Annotated in this window: 10 protein-coding genes; 7 read left to right on the forward strand and 3 right to left on the reverse strand. The window is 63.6% G+C overall.

The window, feature by feature from the left end; translation table 11 throughout:
* Positions 1-62: 62 nt before the first annotated feature.
* From bcsG to bcsE, 3 genes are read right to left on the reverse strand one after another with little or no spacing between them, the layout of a single operon-like run.
* Positions 63-1,718, reverse strand: coding sequence for a cellulose biosynthesis protein BcsG (bcsG, locus tag ACJ8M3_RS20200; RefSeq protein ID WP_096242706.1), 1,656 nt, complete (start codon positions 1,716-1,718; stop codon positions 63-65).
* Positions 1,715-1,921: a cellulose biosynthesis protein BcsF gene (gene bcsF / locus ACJ8M3_RS20205; RefSeq protein ID WP_033645228.1), complete on the reverse strand. Its 207-nt coding sequence runs from the start codon at positions 1,919-1,921 to the stop codon at positions 1,715-1,717. Before bcsF ends, bcsG begins: the two co-directional genes overlap by 4 nt.
* Positions 1,908-3,476 carry a cellulose biosynthesis protein BcsE gene (gene bcsE, locus ACJ8M3_RS20210; protein WP_060660090.1) on the reverse strand — a complete coding sequence of 523 codons (1,569 nt, stop codon included), beginning with the start codon at positions 3,474-3,476 and terminating at the stop codon, positions 1,908-1,910. Before bcsE ends, bcsF begins: the two co-directional genes overlap by 14 nt.
* 189 nt (positions 3,477-3,665) lie before the next feature.
* Here bcsE and bcsR point away from each other — a divergent pair, with 189 nt between their 5' ends.
* The 7 genes from bcsR (at position 3,666) to hmsP (ending at position 16,380) form a co-directional block, all read left to right on the forward strand.
* Positions 3,666-3,857, forward strand: a complete 192-nt coding sequence (bcsR, locus tag ACJ8M3_RS20215; RefSeq protein ID WP_047573171.1) for a cellulose biosynthesis protein BcsR — start codon at positions 3,666-3,668, stop codon at positions 3,855-3,857.
* A gap of 3 nt (positions 3,858-3,860) precedes the next feature.
* Positions 3,861-4,601, forward strand: a complete 741-nt coding sequence (gene bcsQ / locus ACJ8M3_RS20220; protein ID WP_047573168.1) for a cellulose biosynthesis protein BcsQ — start codon at positions 3,861-3,863, stop codon at positions 4,599-4,601.
* Positions 4,598-7,201, forward strand: a complete 2,604-nt coding sequence (gene bcsA / locus ACJ8M3_RS20225; RefSeq protein WP_060660089.1) for a UDP-forming cellulose synthase catalytic subunit — start codon at positions 4,598-4,600, stop codon at positions 7,199-7,201. The genes bcsQ and bcsA overlap by 4 nt, the downstream gene beginning before the upstream one ends.
* A 62-nt stretch (positions 7,202-7,263) precedes the next feature.
* Positions 7,264-9,570, forward strand: coding sequence for a cellulose biosynthesis cyclic di-GMP-binding regulatory protein BcsB (bcsB, locus tag ACJ8M3_RS20230; protein ID WP_108680031.1), 2,307 nt, complete (start codon positions 7,264-7,266; stop codon positions 9,568-9,570).
* Between the two features lie 5 nt (positions 9,571-9,575).
* Complete coding sequence (bcsZ, locus tag ACJ8M3_RS20235; protein ID WP_089197728.1) at positions 9,576-10,688, forward strand: cellulose synthase complex periplasmic endoglucanase BcsZ; 1,113 nt, start codon at positions 9,576-9,578, stop codon at positions 10,686-10,688.
* The gene (gene bcsC / locus ACJ8M3_RS20240; RefSeq protein WP_089197575.1) at positions 10,670-14,143 is read left to right on the forward strand and encodes a cellulose synthase complex outer membrane protein BcsC; all 3,474 of its coding nucleotides are present in this window, start codon (positions 10,670-10,672) and stop codon (positions 14,141-14,143) included. Before bcsZ ends, bcsC begins: the two co-directional genes overlap by 19 nt.
* Before the next feature lie 230 nt (positions 14,144-14,373).
* Complete coding sequence (gene hmsP / locus ACJ8M3_RS20245; protein ID WP_042783438.1) at positions 14,374-16,380, forward strand: biofilm formation regulator HmsP; 2,007 nt, start codon at positions 14,374-14,376, stop codon at positions 16,378-16,380.
* Positions 16,381-16,396: the final 16 nt, after the last annotated feature.

The raw sequence follows: 16,396 nt of genomic DNA on the forward strand, positions 1-16,396 counted from the left end.
TGTCGGACTTGCTCAATAAAAAAAGCACGCCGTCGGCGTGCTTTGGGTCGATAAGGCCGCGCTTATTGCGGATAAGGCACCCAATCGCCGCCGTTCAGGCGAATGTAAGGTTTCCCCTGATATTGCATCACGATGGCGTTGTCGTTTTCGGAGATGACCGGCGTCTGCGGCAGCCCTTGCGTCAGCGCCTGCCAGTCGACGCTGGACTCGCTGAAGACTTTGCCGTCCACCAGACGTGATACCAGCTCCGACAGCGCCAGATAGCTGCTCGGCGTTTTGATCTGCAGCGGGCTGCCCTGATGCGGCGCCTTCATGCCGATCAGTTTGATACCGACCGGCGTATGGGTGATGTTCGGGCTGGGGATATCGCGCAGGCCGGACATTTGCATCTTGTCGCCCACCAACGCCGCGCCGTGCTCCGGCACGATCACCACCACCACTTTGCGGCCGGATTTTTCCAGCTGATCGAGGAAGGTGTTTAGCTGATCGAACAGCTTCTGCGCGCGCGGCTGATAGTCGGCGCTCTTGTTAGAGCCGACGAAGCGGTTGCCGTCGTGCAGCGGAATGACGTTGAAGAAGGTGGCGGTGCGGGCGTCTCCGGCTTTTTGCTGCTGATCCAGCCAGCGGGTCAGCAATTCCAGATCGCTATAAATCGGCTCACCGTCGAACGACGTCAGCTCGTTGCCGACGCCGGCCTGCGACATCAGCGGCGCCTGCATATCCCCCTGTTCACGCAGCTCTTTCAGGAAGTTGCCGAACACCCCGGAGTGATCGAGCATCAGCTGTTCCTTGAAGCCGAGCTTCGCCAGGTTGTCGAACAGGTAACACTGCTGGTTCACCGGCTGGTACAGATCGTGATGCGAAAGCTGGCCGCAGCTGGCGCGCAGCAACCGTATGGCCGCCGGGCCGCTGTAGGCGGTGGCCGAGTTGAAGCTGTCGAACATGATATCCATCTTCGACCACAGCGGATGATTCTGCAGGTTGACCGCCTCCATATCGGCCCAGGCCAGCGAGCAGATGTTGATCACCAACAGATCGAACGGTTGGGCGTCGGCGGGCAAAGTGGCCGGGAACGCGGTGGCGCGGCCTTTTTCCCGCTCGTAGAACTGGTTCAGATAGGCCGTCAGGTTGGCGCTGGTCGGCGGCAGGCTGTCTGCGGGCGCATTATCTCCTGCCGTCGGCGCGGCCGTGGCCGGCGTGCCGGCGCCGCCGGCGGCAGCCGTGGAACTGGCGGGCAGCAGTGAGACCGCCGGCCCGGCGATGTTGACGATATTGAGCCACACCAGCGCGGCCACGGTGAACACCGTAACGCGCACCCACTGGGCGACGAACAGGTAGGCGATAAGCAACACGAAGGCGGCGCCGACCATCTGCCAGTTGATAAAGCGGCTGACCAGCTCCAGCAGGTACTGGGCGCTGAAGCCGGCCAGCTGAGAGCCCTGGCTGAGAATGCTGTTGATGCCCGGCAGCCAGGTATCGTGGTAGAACAACGCGATGCCGATCGGGATGGCGAGGTAATGGCGCCAGCGGTGCAGCCGCGGCGAGGGGATCGGCATCAGCAGATAGGCCATGAACACCAGGTTCGGCAGCGCGTGGAAATTCAGGTAGCCGAACCACAGCAGGGCGAATTTCGCCAGAAAGTAGAGGTTCCAGCCACCCAGCCCGCGCCAGTAGCGCCACAGAGCGTTATCGGATTGCGTATTTGTGTTTGGATTCATGGCTGCTTCTTATGACGTTTAATCTGGGAGGATGAGCCTGTGCGCACCCATAAACCGGCGGATTTCAAATAGCGCGGCGATAACAACAGGTTTTGCCAGTATTGACGCAAATGCGGAAAACGCCGGTGAAAGGCGTAGCCCAGCGGAATGAAGACCAGCGCGCACAGCAAGATCAGTTGCAGGATGTCGTTAAGGTTCAGCATGCTTTTCCTCCTGCGGGCCAAGCGGCAGCGTGAAAGCGATCGGCTGGCGGCGTTCTGCGGGCTCTGCGGCCGTCACCACGGGGGGCGGCGGCGCGACGCCCGCGGCGCCGGTGGCGGTAAGCTGCCAGCGCCCCTGAGCCATGCGTTTGATTTCCGAAATGATATCGACATCCTGGTGCCACACTACCCGGTTGCTGAAGGCTTCATCCACCGGCAGGCGGAAGATGAACTTCAGCGCGGTGTTCAGATCGTTGATGCGGCAGGTGGAGAGGAACAGCACCAGGCGCCCCTGCACCACGGTCATCACGTCGCCGAAACGCCGCAGGTGGCACAGGGTCATCGCCTGTTCGGCGCGCAGGCCGGTGGCCGGGCGCAACGCCACCATCACGCCTTTGCCGTCCTCGGGCAGCAAGGTGTTGGCCATCAGCGAAAGCACCGCCTGGCTAAACGGTTCCGGCCGCATGTAGCCTTTCAGCTGCAGCGGACGCAGCCCGGCCAGCAGCGCATCGATGTCGGCGGGCACGTGACGTGAGAAGCGCTGCCCCTGGATGCCTTCAAGCATGGTCAGAAAACGCGACAGCGGCGCGACGTGCGGCACGATCAGGTTGGCGCCGCAGGCCAGCAGCAGCCGTTCGTCGCTGTAGCGCAGGCTGGCGCTCATCTCGCGCACCGCGATTTTCAGGCCGTTGCCGCGGCTGCGGCGCAGGGTGTGGATTTGGTGCGCCAGATGATCGATTTGGTCGCTTTGATACAATGCGAAAATCAACGTCGCCGAGAGTCTCAGCATGCCGTGCTGCGCCAGTTCGTCGTTGCTCTCCAACAGCTGCCAGTTGGCGGACAGCGGCGGTGCGCCTTCTAGGATGCTGCGCTCGGCCAGATACTGGCCTTCGTCGCTGCGCAAGGCGGTGGGGGAGGGTTGGCTATTTTCCTCCTCGCCCTGCCAACCGCCTTCCGCCGCATACAGCGTCAGCAGCTGATTGGCGTTGATGCCGTTTTCGGTGCTCCACCAGTTCACCAGGTATTGCGCGCTGTCCTGCTGCCATTGCAGGCTGGACAGGCCGTTCAGGATGCGGTGCTGTGTGCTGAGCTGCCCTTTGAGCTTATTGATGCCGCCGCCGTGGCTGAGGATCAACAGCGTACACCCCTGCCGCCGCAGCCAGGCGGCGAGGGTGCGCGTCCATTCGCGCAGTTCTTCGGTGGTGAAGGTTTGCCACAGGCTGGCGTGGGCCAGCAGGATAAGTAAGCGATTTTGCGGCCGCAGGGCGCGCATCAGATCGTCGCTCAACTGCGCCAGCGCGGCTTTTTTCTCCGGTAGTTGATACAGCGGCAGCTTCTGCAAAGCGGGCGCAGCCAGCTCGGCCAGCAGGCGATCGGGTTTGTCTCCGCTGCAGATCAGGGCGAGCTTGCGGGTGGCCGGCTGGGCGGCGATGGCCTGGCGACACAACAGCGCGGCGTCGCTTTGCCTGTCGATATTGATCCAATAAAGCCCGGGGGCCTGCATCACCGACAGCTCTTCCCAAATCTGCCGAATGCCTAGAGAAAAAGAGTGCGCCATAGGATGTGTTCTACTTTCGTTGAAAGCCGACTAAAGGCGTTTATATTTAAAGATAGCCATTTTTACGCTGGCAATAACAAATCTCCGATGCTCTTCAATAATATTTGTTGAGAATCATCTTATTGCCTGTCTCTTTTTGTATCGTTGCTATAGTTAATTAACATAGCCTATTTTCGCCAAGGCGGAAGAATGAATAACGCACCCAGCCATTTTCGTGCAGCGGCGCCGGAGGAGAGCCAGGATGACCTGCAGGCGCTCAGCCAGGCTTTTTCATTACCAAAATTAAGCTATGTCGATATTTCGCGGCAGGAGCGGTTAACGCAAATGATGGCGCGCTGGCCGCTGCTGGCCGAATTGGCGCAAAACGCGGGGAGCCACTGATCTATGCCGGCGATCGCGCTGCAAGGGTTGCGGGGTGGAATGGGGACGACGTCAGTCACGGCGGCGCTCGCCTGGGCGTTGCGCCAGCTTGGCGAGTCGGTGCTGGCGATAGACTTTACGCCGGACAATCTGCTGCGCCTGCATTTCAACACGCCGTTCGAACTGGCGCGCGGCTGGGCACGCGCGGAACAGGACGGCGGTGGTTGGCGGGAAGGCGCGCTGCGTTATTGCGAAAACCTCGACTTTTTACCGTTTGGCCGCCTGAATGCGGCGGAACGGCTGGAAGTGCAACATCGGTGTCAGGCGCATCCCGATCGCTGGCGCGATAATTTGCGTCAGCTGATGGCCGGCGATCCGCAGCGCTGGATCCTGCTGGACGTCCCGGTCGGGGACGGCGTTTTGGCGCAGCAGGCATTGCAACTGGCCGACAGCGTGTTCGTGCTGTTGAACCCCGACGCCAACTGCCAGGTGCGGCTCCATCAGCAGGCGCTGCCGCACGCAAGTCATTTCCTGATTAACCATTACTCTTCGGCCAGCCGGCTGCAGCAGGATTTGCATCAGCTGTGGCTGCAAACGCTGAGCGGCCTGTTGCCGGTGGTTATCCACCGCGATGAAGCGTTGGCGGAAGCGCTGGCAGCCAAACAGCCGCTGGGCGAGTACCGCCCCGAGAGCCTGGCGGCGGATGAAGTGCTGACGCTGGCCAACTGGTGCCTGATCAACCTCAAACGGGGCGTTGCGCCATGAGTCGGGTGTTGAGCCTGCTGCTGGTGCCGCCGGTGCGCCAGGCGGTGCAGGCGCGCTACCGCGCCTATCGCCGCAGCGGGGCGTCGGCGCTGACCGCCTTTTTCACTACGCTGTTGGTGGCGCTGGGGTGGATGCTGCTGCGTTTGGAGTCACCGGCCTGGCGGCGCGTGCGCGCCGGCCGCGCTTACTGGTTCCCGCATCTGTCCGCCGAACGCCCCCGCCCGGCGGATGCGCTGCGCTATTTGCTGCAGGGGGCGTGGCTGCTGCTGTTCCGCAGCGGCCGCGCGCCGGTGCAGCGCGATTATTTCGCCGGTTGGCGGCGGCTGCAGCAGCGCTATGCCGACTGGCTGCAGGGCTTGCCGCAGCGGCTGAAAAACGCCGGCGTGGAACAGCGCTCGGTAGAGCGACTCGGCCGCATGAACCGCGGATTGCGGCGCGCGCTGTTCATTGTGGTCGGCGTGCTGGCGGCGATCCTCGCCATGCTGTGTATCTCGCAACCGTTCGATCTGTCGGCGCAGTTCGTGTTCGTTCTGCTGCTGTGGGGGATCGCGATGGTGGTGCGCCGGGTGCCGGGGCGCTTGCCTGCGTTGATGCTGATCGTGCTGTCGTTGACCGTCTCCTGCCGTTACCTGTGGTGGCGCTATACCGCCACGCTGAACTGGGACGATCCGCTCAGCCTGGTATGCGGCCTGCTGTTGCTGGTGGCGGAAACCTACGCCTGGGTGGTGTTGGTGCTGGGCTATTTCCAGACTATCTGGCCGCTTAACCGCCAGCCGGTGCCGTTGCCCGAAGACAGCGCCACCTGGCCGACCATCGATCTGATGGTGCCGACCTACAACGAAGACCTCGGGGTGGTGAAGCCCACCATCTATGCGGCGCTGGGCATCGACTGGCCGAAAGAGAAAGTGAACATCTATATCCTTGATGACGGCAATCGCCCCGAGTTCCGGGCGTTCGCCGCCGAGGTGGGAGTGAAGTACATCGCCAGGCCGACTCACGAACACGCCAAGGCCGGCAACATCAACAACGCGCTGAAGCAGGCCACCGGCGAGTTCGTGGCGATTTTCGACTGCGACCATGTCCCGACGCGCTCCTTCCTGCAGCTGACCATGGGGTGGTTCTTCAAAGACAAAAAGCTGGCGATGCTGCAGACCCCGCACCACTTCTTCTCGCCGGATCCCTTCGAGCGCAACCTTGGCCGCTTCCGTCAGACGCCCAACGAGGGCACTTTGTTCTACGGGCTGGTGCAGGACGGCAACGACATGTGGGACGCCACCTTCTTCTGCGGCTCTTGCGCCATCCTGCGCCGCAGCGCGCTGGACGAAATCGGCGGCATCGCGGTGGAAACCGTCACCGAAGACGCCCATACCTCGCTGCGTTTGCACCGGCGCGGGCATACCTCGGCCTATATCCGCATTCCGCAGGCCGCCGGGCTGGCGACCGAAAGCCTGTCGGCGCACATCGGCCAGCGCATTCGCTGGGCGCGCGGCATGGTGCAGATCTTCCGGCTCGACAACCCGTTGCTGGGCAAGGGGCTGAAACTGGCGCAGCGCCTGTGCTACGCCAACGCCATGCTGCACTTCCTGTCGGGCATCCCGCGGCTGATCTTCCTCACCGCGCCGCTGGCGTTTTTGCTGTTGCATGCCTACATCATCTTCGCGCCGGCGCTGGCGATCGCGCTTTACGTGCTGCCGCACATGATCCACGCCAGCCTGACCAACTCGCGCATCCAGGGGAAATACCGCCATTCGTTCTGGAGCGAAATCTATGAAACGGTGTTGGCCTGGTATATCGCGCGGCCGACGACGGTGGCGCTGTTCAATCCGCACAAGGGCAAATTCAACGTGACCGCCAAGGGCGGGCTGGTGGAGGAGGAGCACGTCGACTGGGTGATCACCCGGCCTTACATGTTCCTGGTGGTTCTTAACCTCGCCGGGCTGGCGTTCGGCGCCTGGCGGCTGGCCTATGGCCCGACGGACGAGGTGATGACGGTGATCATCAGCCTGGTGTGGGTGCTGTACAACATGACCATTCTCGGCGGCGCGGTGGCGGTGGCGGTGGAAGCCAAACAGGTGCGTCAGGCGCACCGCGTGGAGATCGCCATGCCGGCGGCGATCGCGCGTGCCGACGGCCACCTCTACCCCTGCACGCTGCGCGATTACTCCGATGGCGGCGTGGGCATCGAGATGCGGGTGGCGGACACGTTGAAAGAAGGCGACAAGGCCTCGCTGCTGCTCAAACGCGGCCAGCAGGAGTACAGCTTCCCCTGCGTGGTGACGCGCGCCTTCGGCAACAAGGTGGGGGTGCGTCTGGTCAGTCTTTCCACCCGCGAACACATCGATTTTATTCAGTGCACCTTCGCCCGCGCCGATACCTGGGCGCTGTGGCAGGACGGGTTCCCTGAAGACCGGCCGATCGAAAGCCTGCGCGACGTGCTGGCGCTGGGCTTCCGCGGCTATGTGCGCATGGCGGACTACGCGCCGCCGCTGGTACGCGGTCTGCTGGTCGGGGTCACGTCGCTGACCGCCTGGGTAGTGTCGTTTATTCCGCGCGGCGTCGGCAGGGATCCGACCTTGGGTCAACAAGAAACCGTGGGTTAGCTGCGAGTTCAACCGCCCGCTCACTCGCCCGGTGAACAGGCTCCAACATTGATGATGATACGATGACGAGAAAAATAACCTGGTTAACTGCTCTGGCCTTAGGCATCAGCACCCTGTCGCAGGCCGAAACCGCCACCGCGCCGACCGTGGCGGCCCAGCCGCCGATCGCTGCGGCGGCCGATACGGCGACCGCGCCACCGCCGGCCGCCGCGCCGCAGGATCCGAATGCGCCGGTGCGCGACGTGTCGCTGCCGTTTGCGCAGATAGCGCCGCCGCCGGGCACCTTTGTTCTGCGCGGCACCCGGCCGGACGGGCAGATCGAATTCGGCGTGCGCAGCGATGAGGTGGTCTCGCAGGCGATGCTCGACCTGGAATTTACGCCGTCGCCGGCGTTGATCCCGGTCGAGTCGCACGTCAAGGTCTACCTGAACGACGAGCTGATGGGCGTGACCACGATCGCCAAGGAGCAGTTGGGCAAGCCCAATCGCATCCAGATGGCGATCGATCCGCGCTATATTACCGATTTTAACCGCGTCCGGCTGGTGTTCGTCGGCCATTATCAGAACATCTGCGAAAACCCGGCCAGCACTTCGCTGTGGCTCGACGTCAGCAAATCCAGCGCGCTGAAGCTGCGCTTCCAGACGCTGCCGGTGAAAAACGAGCTGTCGCACTTCCCTGAGCCGTTCTTCGACAGCCGCGACAATCGGCCGCTGACGCTGCCGATGGTGTTCGCCGGCCAGCCGGATCTGGCCCAGCAGCGCGCGGCGGGCATTCTGGCCTCGTGGTTCGGCAGCAAGGCGCAGTGGCGCGGGCAATCCTTCCCGACGCTGTATAACGCGCTGCCGACGCAGCACGCGGTGGTGTTCGCCACCAATAAGCAGCGCCCGGATTTCCTGCGCGATTACCCGGCGGTCAACGGCCCGACGGTGGAGATGATCAGCCACCCGGACAATCCCTACGTCAAACTGCTGCTGATTCAGGGGCGTGACGACAACGATTTGATCACCGCGGTGAAAGGCATCGCGCAGGGCGACATTCTGTTCCGCGGCCAGAACGTGACGGTGGACAAGGTGGAACAGCTGGCGCCGCGTCAGCCTTACGACGCGCCGAACTGGGTGCGCACCGATCGGCCGATGACCTTCGCCGAACTGCAGCAATACGCCGAACAGCTGCAAACCAGCGGTATCGAGCCCGGCCCGATTTCATTGACCATGAACCTGCCGCCGGATCTGTTCCTGATCCGCAGCACCGGCATCGATATGCACCTCAAGTACCGTTATACCGCGCCGCGCATTCAGGACGGTTCGCGGCTGAGCGTCAGCCTGAACAACCAGTTCGTGCAGGCCTACTCGCTGGTGCCGGAACACGAACAGGGGGCGCAGCTGCTGCGCCTGCCGTTGACGCAGGGGCTGCTCGACTCCGACAAGAACGTCAGTATCCCGGCGCTGCGGCTGGGTGCGACCAACCAGCTGCGCTTTGACTTTGACTACACCACGCTGCTGGCCAGCGGCGCGGAAGGGCGCTGCGAAACCTACTCCTTCACGCAAAACCACGCGGTGATCGACGGCGCGTCTACCATCGATTTCTCCGGCTACCGCCACTTTATGGCGATGCCGGACCTGCGCGCCTTCGCCAACGCCGGCTTCCCGTTCAGCCGCCTGGCGGATCTGTCACAAACGCTGGTGTTGGTGAACCAGAAACCGCAGCCGGCACAGGTCAGTGCGCTGCTGAATGCGCTCGGCGTGATCGGCGCGCAAACCGGCTACCCGGCGCTGGCCTTCACGCTGAGCGACGACTGGTCGCAGGCCAAGGATCGTGACGACGATATCCTGATGGTCGGCACCATTCCGCAGGCGCTGCGCGACGACAAGAAAATCAGCCTGCTGGTGGACGCGACCCAAAGCTGGGTGAAACAGCCGACGCGCCAACCGCCGCTGCCCAGCTCGGAAGTGCTGGCGGAGGACGCCAAGCCGGACAGCAAGACCACCGTCAGTTCCGAGGGGGCGATGTCGGCGATCATTGGCGTGCAGTCGCCGTTCAACGACCAGCGCAGCATCGTGGCGCTGTTGGCGGACAGCCCGCGCGGCTATGAGCTGCTGAACAATGCCCTGCTGGACAGCGGCAAGCGCGCCGCGGTGTTCGGCTCGGTGGCGGTGATCCGCGAATCGGGGGTCAACAGCCTGCGCGTCGGCGATGTTTACTATGTCGGTCACCTGCCTTGGTGGGAGCGGCTTTGGTATGCCCTCTCCACCCATCCGGTCCTACTGGCGGTGCTCGCGGTGGTGCTGGTAGTGATCCTGGGGTTGATGCTGTGGCGCGGCCTGAAGGCCTTCAGCCGGCGGCGTCTGGCGCCTGAAGATCGGGATTGACGGCGGTGAACGCGATGCTGCAACGCCTGTCGCTCGGCATGCTGCTGCTGTGCGCTTTCAGCGCGGCGGCGGCCTGCGAATGGCCGGGCTGGCAACAGTACAAGCAGTTCTACATCAGCCCGCAGGGGCGGGTGATCGATCCGAGCAGCCCGAACAAAATCACCACGTCGGAGGGGCAGAGTTACGGCCTGTTCTTCGCCCTGGTGGCCAATGACCGGCCGACCTTCGACCAGCTGTTGACCTGGACGGAGAACAACCTGGCGGCGGGCGATCTCAGCGCCCGTTTACCCGCCTGGCTGTGGGGCGAGGGCGACGACAAGCAGTGGAAGGTGCTGGACGCCAACTCGGCGTCGGACGCCGATCTGTGGATCGCTTATAACCTGCTCGAAGCCGGCCGCCTGTGGAAAAGCCGGCGTTATCAAACCCTGGGGACGCTGCTGTTGCAGCGCATCGGCCGCGAGGAAGTGGCCGACATCCCCGGCCTGGGGCTGATGCTGCTGCCGGGCAAAGTCGGGTTCGTGGCGGAAGATCGCTGGCGGCTGAACCCCAGCTACCTGCCGCCGCAGCTGTTGACGCGTTTTGCGGCGCTGAACGGCCCGTGGCGCGCGATGCGCGAGATCAATCAACGGCTGTGGTTGGAGACCGCGCCGCACGGCTTCTCGCCGGACTGGGTGGTATGGCGGGTCGGCGCCGGTTGGCAGCCGGACACCGTCAAGCCGAACGTCGGCAGCTACGACGCCATTCGGGTCTATCTGTGGGCCGGCATGCTGGCGGACGACGATGAACACAAGGCGGCGCTGCTCAAACGCTTCCAGCCGATGGCGCAGCTCACCGCCAGCCAGGGCGTGCCGCCGGAGAAAACCGATACCGCCAGCGGCAAAACCACCGGCGACGGCCCGGTCGGCTTTTCCGCCGCGATGTTGCCGATGTTGGCGGCGCAGGCCGACGCGCTGGCGGCCCAGCGGCAACGGATCGGCGAACACCCGCCGGGTGACGACGCCTATTTCAGCGCCTCGCTGACGCTGTTCGGCCAGGGGTGGGATCAACAACGTTATCGCTTTAATCGTCAGGGTGAACTGCAACCCTTGTGGGACGGCCAATGCACAACTTCAAAATAAACTGGCTGAATTTGATTCCGCTGAGTCTGGCGATGCTGCCGCAGGCGCGCGCTGCGGAGGCCGTGGCGCCGGAGCAGTGGCTGCTGGAGCAGGTGCGCATTGGCGAGGCCGGCAACAAGGACGATCTGGTGCGCCAATCGCTGTACCGGCTCGAACTGATGGATCCGAACAACCCGGACGTGATCGCCGCGCGCATGCGTTTGGCGCTGCGGCAGGGCAACATGGCGCTGGCGCAGCAGCAGTTGGACAAGCTGAAAACGCTCGCGCCGCAGTCCAGCGCTTATCGCCAGGCGCAAATGAACATGCTGCTGACCCAGCCGGAAACCCGGCAAAAGCTGCAGCAGGCGCGCCTGATGGCGACCGCCGGCCGGTTGCCGGAGGCCAAGGCGCAGTACGATGCGCTGTTCCACGGCGAGCCGCCGACGCTCGATCTGGCGGTGGAATACTGGCGGCTGGTGGCGCGCTTGCCGGGACAGGAGGCGAAGGCGTTAAAGCAGCTGCAGGCGCTGGATCAGCAATATTCCGGCAACGCGGCGCTGCGCATGTCGCTGGCGCGCATGCTGTTCAGCCAGAATCAGGACGCGCAGGCCTATGAACTGCTGCAGAAGATCGCCGCCGATCCGGCCGGGCGCGGCGATGCCGCCGATCTGTGGCTGGACAAGGTCAAAGCGATGCCGGTCAGCGCGCAGAGCGTAGCGGCGCTCAACCGTTTCCTCGGCGTGTTCGACACCGGCGATCAGGCGACCAGCGCCCGTGAAGAGCTGGCCAGACAGCAGAAACTGTTGGCCGATCCGGCTTATCAGGCGCGGGTGCGCGGCCTGGCTCAGGTGGATAAAGGCGGCAGCCGGGCGGCCATTCCTGAGTTGCAAAAGGCGTTGGCGGCGACGCCGAACGACGCCGAGGTACTGGGCGCGCTCGGCCAGGCCTATTCACGCGCCGGTGACCGCCCGCAGGCGCTGAAGCTGTTTCGCCAGGCGCTGGCGGCCGACAAGAATGGCTACGGCAGTGGCAAATGGCAGAGCCTGATCAAGAGCACCGGCTACTGGCTGGCGATCGACGAGGGCGACAAAGCGCTCAAGGCCGGCAATCTCGCGTTGGCACGGCAGAAATATCAGCAGGCGCGCCAGCTCGACGACAGCAACGGCGACGCGTTTCTCGGCCTGGGCGATGTGGCGGTGGCGAGCAAGGATGACGCCGCGGCGGAAGGGTTTTATCAGCAGGCGCTGCGGCGCGATCCCGGCAACGGCAGCGCGCTGCGCGGCCTGGTGAATATCTATCAGCGCCAGTCGCCGGAAAAAGCGCTAGCCTACCTTGACGGCCTGCCGCGCAGCCAGCAGGCCAAGCTGCGCAGCACTCTCGATGGGCTGCGGCTCGACAGGCTGAAACAGCAGGCGGAGACGCTGGCGCAGCAGCAACAGTGGCAGCAGGCGGCGGAAATCTATCGGCGCGCCCAGCCGATGGCGCCCGACGATGTCTGGCTGACCTATCGCTATGCCCAGGCGCTGCGTCAGGCCGGGCAGCCGCAACAGGCGGACGCCTTATTCCGGCAGCTGGCGCAGCGCCAGCACGCCAATCCTCAGCTGACCTACGCCTATGCGCTCTATCTTTCCGGCAGCGATCGCGACAGGCAGGCGCTGGCGCAGCTCAATACGCTGCCGGCGGCGCAGTGGAACGACAATATGCGCGAGCTGGCGCAGCGGCTGAAAATGCAGGCGACGATCGCACATGCCGAAGGGCTGCGGGCGGCCGGTGACGAACCGGCGGCGGAAGCCTATCTGCGCCGGCAGCCGGCGGACACGCGCATCGATTTGCTGCTCGCCGACTGGGCGCTGGCGCGCGGGGAGTATGCGGCGGCACTGGACGACTATCAGCGGGTGAAACGCCGTGAACCGAACAATCCGGATGCGCAACTGGGCGAGATCGAAGCCTATGTGGCGCAGGGGGATCTGGACGCGGCGCGCCAGCGGCTGAAAACCGAACCGCAGCCGCAAGACGCTTCGCTCAACAGCCAACGGCGGGTCGCCAATGCCTGGGGCGCGGTGGGCGATGCGCAGCAGGCCGAGGCGCTCTTCAGTCGGCTGAAAACGGCGGCGGCCTCAGAACCGGTCGGGCAGACCAAAGCGCTGATCTACCGCGACGCCGCCCGCCTGGAGCGGGCTCAGCAACAGCCGGAGCGGGCGCAGCAGGATTACCGCCAGGCGATGGTGGCCGGCGGTATCACGCCTACGCTGCCGCAGGACAATGACCGCTACACCTATTTGACGCGCAATAATCCGGGCGACGACTGGCTGAAACGCGGCATCCGCTCCGATGCCGCGGATCTGTATCGGCAGCAGGACGTGAACGTCACGCTCGATCACGATTACTGGCGCTCGAGCGGCACCGGCGGCATTTCCGACTTCAACGCGCACGACACCATGCTGCAGGTGGATATGCCGCTGTATGACGGGCGCGCCTTCTTGCGCACCGACACCGTGCAGCTGGATGCCGGCCGCTTCTCGACCGACGGCAGCGGCAAATACTACGAAACCTTCGGCACCTGCCACACGCAAGGGTGCCGCGGCGATGAACACCAGAAAACCACCGGCACCAGCGTGGCGGCCGGTTGGAAAAACGATCGCTGGGCCGCCGATATCGGCACGACGCCGATGGGCTTCGAGGTGGTCGACTGGAGCGGCGGCCTGGCCTACAGCGGCGACTGGAACCACATCGGCTGGACGCTGGCGGCCTCGCGGCGGCCGATCTCCAGCTCGCTGCTGGCGTTTGGCGGCGCCAAGGATCCGAATACCGGCACTACCTGGGGCGGCGTGCGCGCCACCGGCGTCAGCCTGAGCGCCAGCTACGATCGCGGCGAGGCGAACGGCGTGTGGGCCGATCTCAGCGCGCACCAGCTCACCGGCAAGAACGTGGCGGACAACCAGCGGCAGCGGTTGATGGCCGGCTATTACTACAAGGTGATCAACGAAGATAATCGCCGCCTGAGCGTTGGGCTCAATACCATGCTGTGGCACTACCAGAAAGACTTGAGCGGCTATTCGCTGGGACAGGGCGGCTATTACAGCCCGCAGCAATATCTGTCGCTGTCGCTGCCGGTCAACTATCGTCAGCGCACCGAGAACTGGTCGTGGGAGCTGGGCGGTTCGGTTTCGCTGTCGCATTCGAAAACCGACAGCCAGCGCCGCTATCCGCTGCAGGGACTGATCCCGGATTCGTTGCCCGATAAGTTCGCCGTCGAGGACGGCAGCTCCTCGAGCGGCGTCGGTTATACCCTGCGGGCGATCGTCGAACGCCGTCTCAGTTCGCACTGGACGCTCGGCGCCGGCATCGACATTCAACAGGCGAAGGACTATACGCCGAGCCACGCGTTGATTTATCTGCGTTATTCCCTGGCCGGCTGGCAAGGGGATCTCGATTTGCCGCCGCAGCCGCTGACGCCTTACGCCGACTTCAAGTAGCCGGAAGGGGGAAAGATTCGGAGTGTCGGACGCCGGGGAGTTTTGTTACCCTGTGTGCGGGTCGCGTTTGTTCGCTTTAGGAAAAGACTGAAACCCGCGATTTTCTTGGTTTTGCCTGCGGCATAGCCAGATAAAAACAGCCGATGATCGAGTATACTCAGCCCGGTTCGAGGGGGCGGGTGAGAGTCAGCCCCCTTTTTTGTTTCAGCCCGATTTCACGGAGAGCAGGTTTGCGGGTCAGGCGTTCGTTAACGATTAAGCAGATGGCGACAGTGTCCGGCGTGGCGCTGGTTACGATCTGCATATTTATCGTGATCCAGTTATTCCACTTTGTGCAGCAGCGCAGGGATGACTACGCCCAGCAACTGGAGAATATCGCTCACTCCGTACGCCAGCCGCTGGCGGAAGCGGTGCTGCGCATGGACGTGCCGGAAGCCAAAAAGGTGCTGAATACGCTGTTGCCGGTCGGCATTCTCAGCCGGGCGGATATCGTCTTGCCGAACGAGTTTCAGGCGCTGCACGCCAATTTCCCGCCGGAGCGGCCGGTGCCGACGTTGATCGCCCGGCTGTTTGAGCTGCCTATCCAAATTTCCGTGCCGCTCTATTCGCTGGAACGGGTGCCGGCCAACCAGCAGCCGCTGGCCTACCTGGTGCTGCAGGCCGATTCGTTCCGCATGTACCAGTTTATCCTCAGCATTTTGTCGACCATGCTGTCGACCTACCTGCTGCTGGCGCTGATCCTGTCGGTGTCCATCACCTGGTGCATGAACCGGCTGATGGTGCATCCGCTGCGCGCGATGGCCAAAGAGCTGGAGAACATCTCGCAGGACGAAGCGCCCTATCATCAACTGATGCTGCCGGCGCTGCACCAGGATGATGAGCTCGGCCTGCTGGTGCGCAATTACAACCGCAATCAACAGACGCTGGCCAAGGCGCATGCCGACATGAGCCGCCTGAGCACCCGCCACCCGGTGACCGAACTGCCCAACCCGGCCTTGCTGAACGCGTTGCTGGAACAGCATATCGCCTCCAGCCTGCGCCCCGAGCGTTTTAACCTGCTGGTGATCGGCATCGAGACGCTGCATGAAGCGTCGGGCGTGATGAGCCCGGCGATGCGCGAGGCATTGCTGTTGGCGCTGGCGAAGAAGCTGCGCGGCTGCATCGACGAAAACGGCGTGCTGGCACAGCTGAGCAATACCGAATTCGCCATCCTGGCCAAGGGCATCGAGCGGCCGTTCCACGCCATGCAGCTGGCGCGGCGCATCATGGCGGAGATCAACGCGCCGTTGACGCTGGAAGGACTGGCGCTGCGGCCCAACGCCAGCATCGGCATCGCCCACTACCTCAATCAGGGGGAGAGCGCGGAACAGCTGCTGCGCAGCGCCACCTCGGCGATGATGTCCGCACATCGCGAAGGGAAAAATCAGATCCTGTTCTTCGAACCCAGCCTGACGGAGCGCACGCAGAAGCGATTGACGCAGGAGAGCGAGATCCTGCACGGTATTGAGCAGCGGCATTTCACGCTGTTCCTGCAGCCACAGATCGACATGCAGTCCAACGAGGTGATTGGCGCAGAAGCGTTGCTGCGCTGGCAGCAGTACGACGGCAGCTATACCCTGCCGGCCGACGTCATTCCGCTCGCGGAAGAGCTGGGCGTGATTGTGCCGCTCGGCAACTGGGTGCTGGAAGAGTCCTGCCGTATCCTGGCGGACTGGCAGCAGCGCGGCATTGCGCTGCCGCTGGCGGTTAACGTTTCCGGCATTCAGATGCAGGACGAGGCGTTTGTTCCGCATCTGAAAAATCTGCTGGCGCAGTATCGAATCGATCCGCGCAAGCTGCTGCTGGAGATCACCGAGACGGTACGCATCGATGATCTCGACCGCGCGCTGGCGCTGCTGCGCGAGCTGCACGATCTGGGGCTGTCGATCGCGTTGGACGACTTCGGCATGGGCTACTCCAGCCTGGAGTACCTGAACCGGTTGAAATCCCTGCCGATCGATTTGATTAAAATCGACCGCAGTTTCATTCAGGGGCTGCCGGCCGACGATGCGATGGTGCGCATCGTCAGTTCAATCTCTGAAGTGCTGGCGTTGCCGGTGATGGCCGAAGGCGTGGAAAACGCCGAGCAGCGCGACTGGCTGCTGAAGCACGGCATTCGCAGCGGGCAAGGGTTCCTGTTCGCCCGGCCGCTGCCGCGTGAAGCGTTCGAAACCGAGTTTTGCCGCGCGGCGCCGTGAGCGCCGCGTTACCTTT

It is taken from the genome of Serratia sp. CY55921, assembly GCF_052167655.1.
GTDB classification, from domain to species: domain Bacteria; phylum Pseudomonadota; class Gammaproteobacteria; order Enterobacterales; family Enterobacteriaceae; genus Serratia; species Serratia ureilytica.

Coding starts and splice junctions, on each gene's coding strand:
- bcsG (WP_096242706.1), bottom strand. CDS start 1,718: ATGAATCCAAACACAAATACGCAATCCGATAACGCTCTGTGGCGCTAC.
- bcsF (WP_033645228.1), bottom strand. CDS start 1,921: ATGCTGAACCTTAACGACATCCTGCAACTGATCTTGCTGTGCGCGCTG.
- bcsE (WP_060660090.1), bottom strand. CDS start 3,476: ATGGCGCACTCTTTTTCTCTAGGCATTCGGCAGATTTGGGAAGAGCTG.
- bcsR (WP_047573171.1), top strand. CDS start 3,666: ATGAATAACGCACCCAGCCATTTTCGTGCAGCGGCGCCGGAGGAGAGC.
- bcsQ (WP_047573168.1), top strand. CDS start 3,861: ATGCCGGCGATCGCGCTGCAAGGGTTGCGGGGTGGAATGGGGACGACG.
- bcsA (WP_060660089.1), top strand. CDS start 4,598: ATGAGTCGGGTGTTGAGCCTGCTGCTGGTGCCGCCGGTGCGCCAGGCG.
- bcsB (WP_108680031.1), top strand. CDS start 7,264: ATGACGAGAAAAATAACCTGGTTAACTGCTCTGGCCTTAGGCATCAGC.
- bcsC (WP_089197575.1), top strand. CDS start 10,670: ATGCACAACTTCAAAATAAACTGGCTGAATTTGATTCCGCTGAGTCTG.